Source organism: Streptomyces mutabilis (genome assembly GCF_014649815.1).
Taxonomy (GTDB): domain Bacteria; phylum Actinomycetota; class Actinomycetes; order Streptomycetales; family Streptomycetaceae; genus Streptomyces; species Streptomyces mutabilis.
This window is the reverse complement of the sequence record NZ_BMTT01000303.1, coordinates 1-526: the sequence shown is the minus strand read 5'-3', so window position 1 is coordinate 526 and position 526 is coordinate 1. Positions and strand designations below refer to the sequence as shown.

General features: G+C 40.7%; 1 protein-coding gene. It reads left to right on the top strand.

The features are described 5' to 3' along the window. Positions 1-526 (top strand): SLC13 family permease (locus IE142_RS40425; RefSeq protein WP_191889530.1); only part of this gene is annotated, 526 nt, incomplete at both ends.

Sequence of the window (526 nt, the reverse complement as noted above, 5' to 3'; positions counted from 1 at the left end):
TACGTCTGGGAGATGTGTTACTGGTTATTGGTGATTGGAAATTAATTCGTATACTTTCGACAAAACCGCGTAATTTTATTGTATTAAATTTAGCGGCTGAAATTGATACTGTTGCACCGGCCTCATCGCAAGCACCACATGCACTTTTTTCATTAGCATTAATGGTTGCATTAATGGTGACCAATGAAGTACCTAACTTTATTGCCGCGTTAATTGCTTGCTTATTGATGGGAAAATTTCGCTGTATAGATATGGAAAGTGCTTATCGTTCTATTCATTGGCCAAGTATTATCTTGATTGTCGGGATGATGCCTTTTGCGGCTGCATTGCAAAAAACTGGGGGTATCGAGCTTATCGTTAATGGACTTATGGATGTAGCAGGGAATGCTGGGCCACAGGTTATGTTAGTCTGTTTATTTGTACTTTGTGCCACTATTGGTTTATTTATCTCTAATACGGCAACGGCGGTGTTAATGGCACCGATTGCAATAGCAGCGGCCCATCAAATGAATGTCTCTCCGTTACC